Source organism: Synechococcus sp. EJ6-Ellesmere (genome assembly GCF_024345875.1).
In the GTDB taxonomy this organism is placed as follows: Bacteria; Cyanobacteriota; Cyanobacteriia; order PCC-6307; family Cyanobiaceae; genus Regnicoccus_A; species Regnicoccus_A antarcticus.
The window spans coordinates 1-7906 of record NZ_JAGQBY010000144.1; the positions used below are offsets into that span (position 1 = coordinate 1).

At 65.2% G+C, this 7906-nt stretch carries 8 protein-coding genes; 3 read left to right on the forward strand and 5 right to left on the reverse strand.

Annotated elements, in window-relative coordinates; all coding sequences use genetic code 11:
- Positions 1-100: 100 nt before the first annotated feature.
- A complete protein-coding gene (locus tag KBY78_RS13950) occupies positions 101-382 on the reverse strand; it encodes a hypothetical protein (protein ID WP_255144087.1) in 282 nt (93 codons plus the stop codon).
- Between the two features lie 19 nt (positions 383-401).
- Complete coding sequence (locus tag KBY78_RS13955; protein ID WP_255144088.1) at positions 402-1358, reverse strand: hypothetical protein; 957 nt, start codon at positions 1356-1358, stop codon at positions 402-404.
- Positions 1359-1416: 58 nt separating this feature from the next.
- Between KBY78_RS13955 and KBY78_RS13960 the strand changes: the two genes are divergently transcribed.
- Genes KBY78_RS13960 through KBY78_RS13970 form a run of 3 tightly spaced genes read left to right on the forward strand, consistent with a single transcriptional unit; the run spans position 1417 to position 2890 of the window.
- The gene (locus KBY78_RS13960; protein ID WP_255144089.1) at positions 1417-1704 is read left to right on the forward strand and encodes a type II toxin-antitoxin system VapB family antitoxin; all 288 of its coding nucleotides are present in this window, start codon (positions 1417-1419) and stop codon (positions 1702-1704) included.
- Positions 1705-1706: 2 nt separating this feature from the next.
- Positions 1707-2090: a PIN domain nuclease gene (locus KBY78_RS13965; protein WP_255144090.1), complete on the forward strand. Its 384-nt coding sequence runs from the start codon at positions 1707-1709 to the stop codon at positions 2088-2090.
- Positions 2087-2890, forward strand: a complete 804-nt coding sequence (locus KBY78_RS13970; protein ID WP_255144091.1) for a DUF429 domain-containing protein — start codon at positions 2087-2089, stop codon at positions 2888-2890. Before KBY78_RS13965 ends, KBY78_RS13970 begins: the two co-directional genes overlap by 4 nt.
- A gap of 13 nt (positions 2891-2903) precedes the next feature.
- Here the strand turns inward: KBY78_RS13970 and KBY78_RS13975 are convergent, their stop codons facing one another.
- From KBY78_RS13975 to KBY78_RS13985, 3 genes are read right to left on the reverse strand one after another with little or no spacing between them, the layout of a single operon-like run.
- Positions 2904-4082, reverse strand: a complete 1179-nt coding sequence (locus tag KBY78_RS13975; RefSeq protein WP_255144092.1) for a LysM peptidoglycan-binding domain-containing protein — start codon at positions 4080-4082, stop codon at positions 2904-2906.
- Positions 4083-4085: 3 nt separating this feature from the next.
- Positions 4086-4583, reverse strand: coding sequence for a hypothetical protein (locus KBY78_RS13980; protein ID WP_255144093.1), 498 nt, complete (start codon positions 4581-4583; stop codon positions 4086-4088).
- Between the two features lie 16 nt (positions 4584-4599).
- Positions 4600-6189: a DUF4055 domain-containing protein gene (locus KBY78_RS13985; RefSeq protein ID WP_255144094.1), complete on the reverse strand. Its 1590-nt coding sequence runs from the start codon at positions 6187-6189 to the stop codon at positions 4600-4602.
- Positions 6190-7906: the final 1717 nt, after the last annotated feature.

The window sequence follows — 7906 nt, forward strand, 5'->3', positions numbered from 1 at the left end:
GTTCCATTCCATCGCTGACGCGATAGGTGTCGTCAGCCACAACGTGGAGCTGCTGGTGCGGCTGATGCGCTGCCATGGTCAGGGAGGCCCACAGCCGGCCTCAGCTTGAGACTTTTAATAGGCCCTGACTCCGCTGCCGCCGGGCCCTGGCTTTGGAGCGAGCACTGCCGAACTGAGGACTGCTGCCGTCACGGCGACGGCGCACCCAGACGCCACGGCGAATGAGCTGGCTGTCCTGGGGATTGGCGCGCCGAGCGGCCACGATCACCCCATAGCCCTTCTTCTGCTGGCGTTGAGCACGGGAGCGGGCCTGGCTGGCGCTGGCGGCCGGCACCACCGTGGCGGTGGAGCGGTTGCGCCAGAACACCAGATACCAGGCCATCGCTCTACCGGCAGGGTGATCAGCGCCGCGGTGCAGCCGCCCTGGGGGTGGTGCCCTTGACGGCCTCCAGATAGAGCTCGGCGGTGCTCAGCGTCTGCAGGTTCACCGCTCCGCCGTGCTCATGGCCCGTTTCAGGCACAGCAGCCGAATACAGGCCGCTCCGCTGCTGGAACAGGAAGCTGTACACCGGATGGCGGCGCAGCTCCTCCATGTAGTCGCCGTCGCTGAGGGCCACGCCATCGGCGGTGAGGGGCTGGCCCTTGCCGTCCACCGGCAGCAGCCGCTCGCGGCCGTCCACCTCCCCCAGCTGGAAGTGGCCGCCGCAGAGCGTCACGAAGGTGTCAAAGAAGGTGCCCCGCTCGTCGCCGCCAACGCGGCCTTCCGCTTCTGAGAAGAGGCGCTCCATCAGCCGTTCCTTGCGCAGGTTCTGCACCTGGGAGCGGGCCTCGTCCCGTTCCTTTTCGACGCTGCGCACCCGGCGCAGGTTGGCCTCATTGAGCTGGCGTTCACGCTCGCCCACCTGGCGTTCGAACTCCTCGCGCTTGCGCTCGGCGTCCTGCAGGCGGGCGTACTCATCCGGGTTGATCTCGGAGAAACGCGAGAGCTGGGCGCGAGCCTTGCGCAGCTCCTTCTCGAGCTGGTTGCTGCGGCGGCGCTCGGCGCGCAGGGGATCAGCACTGCTGGGAGCAGCGGCAGGGGGGTCGTCGTTGTCGCCGCTGCCGTTGACACCTGGGTCCTGGGGCAGGGAGAGGTCGAGGGCGTCGTCGCCGTCGGCAGCATCCAGACCAGCGTCAGCGGCGCCGTCGCTGTCGAGCAGGTCAGGGTCGGTGGCAGGTGGAGCTGAGCCCGTAGGGCCCTGGTTGGGTTCCTGCTGCTGTTGGCGGTAGGTCTGCCATCGGCCAGGAGGGACCATGGGACCTGGAGCAGCGCCGCTGTTGGCGACGCTGGAATCAGAGGAGAAGTAGGAGGAGGGCATCACCCATCACGGCTGTGGTGCTGCGGGCGCCCCGTCCGGGCTGCGCTCGCAGTTCCTGTTGCCAGGCAGCCCGACCCCGGATGTGTATAGCCGCCCTACGCTTTACACATCACCCCTGGGGCCCATGCGCACCAACATCGTCATCGACGACGCCCTGATGAAGCAGGCCATGCAGGCCAGTGGAGCCCGCAGCAAGCGGGAGGCTGTCGAGCTCGGCCTGCGCACCCTGGTCAAGTTGCAGCAGCAGGCCCAGATCCGCGCCTTCCGGGGGCGCCTCAGCTGGGAAGGGGATCTGGAGGCCCAACGCCTGGATGGTGAGACCGAGGCAGCTGAGCATCAGCCGTGATCGTGGTCGATTCCTCGGTCTGGATCGATTTCTTCAATGGAGCGAGTACCCCTGAGGTGGAGCGGCTGGATGGCTTGCTCGGGGTGACGCCGCTGGCGATCGGCGACCTGATCCTTGTGGAGGTGATGCAGGGCTTCCGCAGCGAGCGCGACGTGTCCACCGCCCGCCAGTTGTTCCGTTCCCTGGCGTTGCTGCCCATGCTCGGTGGCAGCAATGCCTGGAAGGCAGCCGAGAACTACAGAACGCTGCGCCGCCAGGGGATCACGGTGCGCAAGACGATCGACGGGATCATCGCCACCGCCTGCATTGAGGCCAACCTGCCGCTGCTGTTCTCAGGCCGCGACTTTCAGCCCTATGTCGAGCACCTGGGGCTCGAGGCGGCATGAGCCGCACCGTGCTTGGTCTTGATGCCGCCTGGACTGCGCATCAGCCCAGCGGGGTGGCGCTGGTGCAGGAGCAGGGTCAGCGCTGGCATTGCCTGGCAGTGGCACCCAGTTACGCCAGCTTTCTGGCCTGTGCAGGCGGCCACCCGGTGGATTGGGAAGCCCGCCACCGCGGCAGCCCACCCGAGATGGGGACACTGCTGCGTGCCAGCGCCCGCCTGGCGGGCAGGCCGGTGGATCTGATCGCCATCGACATGCCCCTCTCCACCGAGCCCATCGGCGGCCGCCGCAATGCCGATCAGCAGGTCTCCATCCAGTACGGCAGCCGGGGCTGCGCGGTGCACAGCCCCACCACCGCCAGACCCGGGGCCCTGGCGGATGGGCTGCGCTCAGAGCTGGAGCAGCTGGGCCACCCCCTGCAAACCACGGCAACGCCTCGCCATAGCTCTGGTGGGGTGCTGGAGGTCTATCCCCATGTGGCCCTGCTCGCCCTGCTGGGTCTCGACTACCGACTGGCCTACAAGGCGAACCGCTCGTCTCGCTACTGGCCTGCTGCCTCAATCCGGCAGCGGATCGAGAAGCTCCTGGCCAACTTTCAGCGGATTCACACCGCTCTGGAGCAGCAGATCGGGACGATCAAACTGCCTCTGCCGCAGCCCGCAGCGGTGGCGACGTTGACGGCGCTCAAGCCATGGGAGGACAGCTTGGATGCGCTGGTCTGCGCCTGGGTGGCGATGGAGCATCTCCGCGGCCGCACGTGCGCCCTGGGCGACAGCACGGCCGCGATCTGGTGTCCGCACTAACAGTCAGCTGCAGTCAGGCCCCTGCCGATGGCAGATCGGCAAGGTCATCCTCCACGCCCCCTGAGCGCCGGGCCGGCAGATAGATCCACTCCCCGGCCGGCAGGGGCGTGGAGGGCAGATAACCGGGCACCAGCAGCTCCAACCCCGCAGGAATCGGGGTGGTGGACCGGTACACGGGCAGCAGCAGGGTGGTGCCAGCCGGCAGCGGTTCCTCGCTGGGCCAGCTGCTCAGCTCCTGGTTGAACTGGCGCAGCAGGCTCAGGCTGATCTGCTGGGCCGCGGCCACGCTGCTCAGGGTCTCGCCCTCGGCGGTGACGTAGGCCTCGCTCTGCTGCAACACAGGGTTGAGGCTGCGCAGCTTGCTTTCGGTGGTGCCATGGCGGCCAGCCAGCACCGCCAACGAATCACCCTCAACGGCGGTGATGCTCTGGGTGCTCTCCAGCTGAGGGTTGATACGCCGCAAGGTGGCCACGGTGGTGCCGTAGCGCTCGGCGATCAGGTTCAAGGTGTCGCCACTGCGAAGCACCAGCACGCTGTGGGGCCTGAGCACCAGCTGGATGGCTTCCCCCAGCAGTGGCTGGATCAGCAGGCCGATCCCGCCGGGGCCGTAGTCCGCCCCGAAGTGCTGCAACAGACAGCCAGCGAACTGGGCCCGGCCGCCACTGGGCAGTCCGCCCTGGGGCGAGAGCTGGGCCAGATTTCCCAGCCACATCACCCCCTGGCAGGGGGCCTGCACCGTGCCCAGCAGCGTTGGGTCCCAGGGCAGCGGAGCCTCGTCGCGGAAGCCTGGGGTGGCCCAATCGAGCTCGGCCGCCAACCAGTCGAAGGTGTTGTTGGTGCTCACTGGCAGGATCGCCGCCCGGCAGAGGTAGCCGCGCAGGAGCACATCGCCCGGGTCGGTGAGAGAGGTGTCGTTGTAGCCGCTGACGATGCCGCTCTGCTCCAGGAAGCAGTCGATCACGTGCCGGCGAATGGGGACCGGGTTGCGGCTCTCGGGGCGGTCCACCTCAAACAGGCAGAGGCGGGCATTGGCGTAGGGCTGCAACGCCAGCCAAAGAGGCGCGGTCGCCTGCTGGGCCACCCGGCTGTCGATCCCCGGGGTGGCTGCAGGAAGAGACACCAGCTGGCCCCACAACGGCGCACCCCGCAGGGGGTTGAGGCCCTGGTTCAACGGTGAGAGGGGCTGCTCCATCGCTCAGCCCCGCACCAGTGCGCCCCGGAACGGGTCCGGGTTGCACTGGCGCCAGTTCTGCAGCCGCGGCAGGAGCAGCGCCAGCTGGCCGATGTGCTGGCTGCGCTGTTTCCCCAGCACCACCGCCGGCGAGGGGCCCGCGGGGTCCCACTCGCTCTCGGTTTCCTCCAGCAGCAGCTCGGTGGCGTACTCCACCACCGCCAACTTGCTCAGCGGCAGCGGGTTGGGCACGACGCCGCCGGCCACGCCCTTGCGCCGACTCCGCACCGGGCTGTTCACCTCCGCCGGCGTCAGTGCGGCCAGCTGCTCATTCAGCGCCGCGATCGCATCGAGATGGCCCTGGGCCGTGCATACCCCTGTTGGGTAGTGGGTCTGCAGCTGGGCCATCTCCCGGTTCAGGGCCGCCAGGGCAGCACTGGTCACCGGTATGGAGAGGGCGATGCGCAGCGCCTCCGCATCACCGGGGCGCCAGGTGCAGGTGGGTGGGGAGGACTGGGTCATGCCCTCCCTTGCCAGCTCAGCCGCCACTGGTCCCGTTGGGCTCGCCCAGCCCCAGCTGCTGGCGCAGCTCGGCGCCGTCGATCACCCCCCGCTCATGCAGCACCAGCCACTCCTGCAGCGAGGGCTGGGGTTTGCGCGGCGGTTGCGGCGGCACCAGCGGGCAGATCTCCACACTGCAGGCCGGTTGATCCGCCAGCTTTTCGCCAGTGAGGCGGGTCCACTGGCGCAGCAGGGTGCTGAGCATCGAGCTCTTCTGGCCAGCCAGGGATTGCAGCACCGCAAAGCTCTGACCGGCAGTCAACGAAATCTCCAGCTCGGTGCGGGCTGGGCCCTGGCCACCCGTTGGGATCAGCGCGTCGCGGCGCATCGCCTCCTCCAGCTGCTGCAGGTAGGCCCGGTGCTCCGCCAGCGATCGGGCCTCGATCTCCACCCACTGGAACTTGGCGCCCTCGGGCAGGTCCATGAAGGAGGAGGTCGAGAGCACCAGGCGTTGCGGGCGTTGGCCCTCTGCGCCGCCGGTGGCCGAACCCGAGCCAAGAGCCCCATCACTGCGGCGGAAGCCGTAGGCATCCACCAGGCCCGTGCGCACACCCACCGGCAGGGCGGTGCGGGAGAGCAGGTCTTCGTAGTCGCTGCGGCAGCGGTAGTGGTTGAGGTACTGGTGCGCCAGGCCCAGGTGGGGCAGATCGCCCTCGCCAAAGGCGGTGCCATCCACCGAGTACCAGAGGGCCGGCAGGTCAAAGCGCTGGGGCAGCAGCGAAGGCTCACCCACCGGCACCACCTCGTAGCCATCGGCAGCAGCTGGGTTGGGATTGGCCTGCCAGCTGCGCAGCACCAGGCCGTCATCCGTCACCGACAGGCTGCGATAGAGCCAGGCCTGCGGATCGGGCACCAAACCGCCGTGGGCGTCGATCACGACCGTGGGCACTGCCGCATTGCCGCTGGCGAACCGGGGCGGCAGGGCCTGCCTGCGTGGCTCCCGCCAGACGATCTCCACCGGCCCCGATGCCGTAGCCGCACTGGCGGTATCGGTGGGTAGGCGCCAGTTGAGCAGGTCGCCCCTGGGGACCAGCTGCAGCCGCGGCAGGGAGAGCCGGTCCCCCTTGGCGAGGGCCTCCAGCCGGTCCCCTTCTGAGGGCCAGCGGTGCTGGGGCGGCAGCTGCAGGATCAGGCAGCCGCCATCCCGCAGGGTGAGCAGGTCGGCCAGGAACAGGAACACCCCCAGGTCGGCGCCCTGGCCATCCACATCCGTGGCCACGCGGCTGAGCGAATCGGGCAGCTCGTGCCAGCTCAGGCGGGACAGCATCCCGGCGTAGGTGCGAAGGGCATCGCGGTAGAAGCCGGTGGGCCGGGCCGCTTCCAAGCGCTTGAGATAGCAGATCTCGGGCTCCTCGATGCCGCGGGGGAGGTACGCCGGCCGGCGGCTGGTGCCGTCAGGGAGTTCGAGCAGAGTCCAGCAGTCGTAGACCAGCTGGAGGCGATCCCTCAGGCCGGAGAGGGTGGGGTGCTCCAGCCAGGGAGGCCAGGCAGGGGGGTGGGGCTGCGTCTCTGGTGGGGGGGTGGGGCTGCTGGGGGTGGCTGCCCTGCGGCGGCGGGTGGTGGGCACTGGCTGCTGGTGGGGTCAGAGCCATTGCCAGTGGCAGCAATGGACGACATGAATGACCATGCTGGATCTGCATGGTTGTGGTCAGAGCGTGTCAGGGCAAGCAGGTCGGCCAGGCCGTAGGGATTGAGTTCTCATGGGGGTCCGGTGAAGAACCAGGCGTGATGGGCTCCCTGCCCAGGATTGTCTGCCGCGCAGCGGTTCTAGACATCCACTCGAAATGACTTCGGGTTCTTATGCGGACCACGAAGGACTCTGCTATCTCTTAACGAGGGTCCGCCATTAAGCGTTAGCTGTACGATTTGTATGCCACTCGAAGGAGACTAGCTTGGCTATAACCACGCTTCAACTTCTTGAAAAGGGATACCTCCCAAAAGAACTCCCTCCCATCTTTTCATCTTCGAGCTTGGCGCAAAGCCTAGCCGATCTACCCCTGTCTTCAAGCCAGCAGAGTTCATACCCTCTCCGCTATTCGTACTCGAAATACGCTTCGGTTCATCGCGCTGTATCGATACCAAATCCATTGCACTATATCAAGCTAGCAGAACAGGTCGTCACCCACTGGAGCGATATAGTGGGACACTGTCACTCATCTCCGCTTTCCAGAACGGCTCCTAAGCCTGATTCAACGAGAGCCATCACTTGGCAGACGTCACTTGATCAGCTAACTATTCTACGTGCTGAGCAAAGGGTGGGAGCCAGATACGTCCTTCAATCGGATGTGACAAACTTTTATGGAAGCGTATATACCCATTCAATCCCATGGGCTCTTCACACCAAAGCGACAGCAAAAGCGGATCGAAATACTAGGCGTTCAGCAAATGGCGGCCCTCCCCTGTGCGGGAATCTTCTTGACCTGGCTAGCCGAAATATACAGTCTGGCCAGACTATCGGAATTCCAATTGGCCCGGATACGTCAATTCCAGTTGGGGAAGCTCTGCTTGCATCTGTTGATAATCTAGTTGCAAACAGAATAGGGGGTGCTTTGACGGGGTTTCGATTCGTTGATGACTATGAGCTGGTCTTTGGAACATTTACAGAGGCCGAAAATGCTCGCAATGTCCTACAGGACTCACTTGCAGAATTCGAATTGCAACTTAACCCAAGGAAGACGCGAATAATCGAGCTTCCAAGCACACTAGATACATCGTGGGCTCAAGAACTTTCATCGTTTGCCATAGGGACCCCAAGGGGCAATGCACTACAGTCGCAACTTATTCGATATTTTAGTAAAGCCTTCGACTTGGCAAGGCTATTTCCCGGGGATCCTGTATTAAAATATGCAGTAAGGCGGATCCCTGATGAAGACACTAGGGCTGCCAGTACAATTCTACAGCGTCTACTATTTCAGACGGCGGCAGCAGACCCAGGCACTCTTCAGACAGCCCTGTATGTGACCTATAAGCATAAGCAGTCTGGCAGTACTGTTGACAAGCCATTGATGGAGCGCGCGTTAAGCTCAATCTTATGCAGACATTCTGGTCTGCAGCATGGAGGTGATATCGCATGGGCACTGTGGGGAGCAGTCGTATTTGACATTCAACTATCGGATCAAGTTGCGGATGCAATAGAAAGCGTTTCTGATCCGATTGCTGGTTTGCGTCCCCTGTGTTGGTGTAAATCCCTGGGGACCTCAACCCCGGCGTAGCCGGGGTTGAGCGCGCACCTCAGACGTTCCGCTCAGCGGCCAGCGTTGCAAGGGGTGGGCAGGCCCGTGACC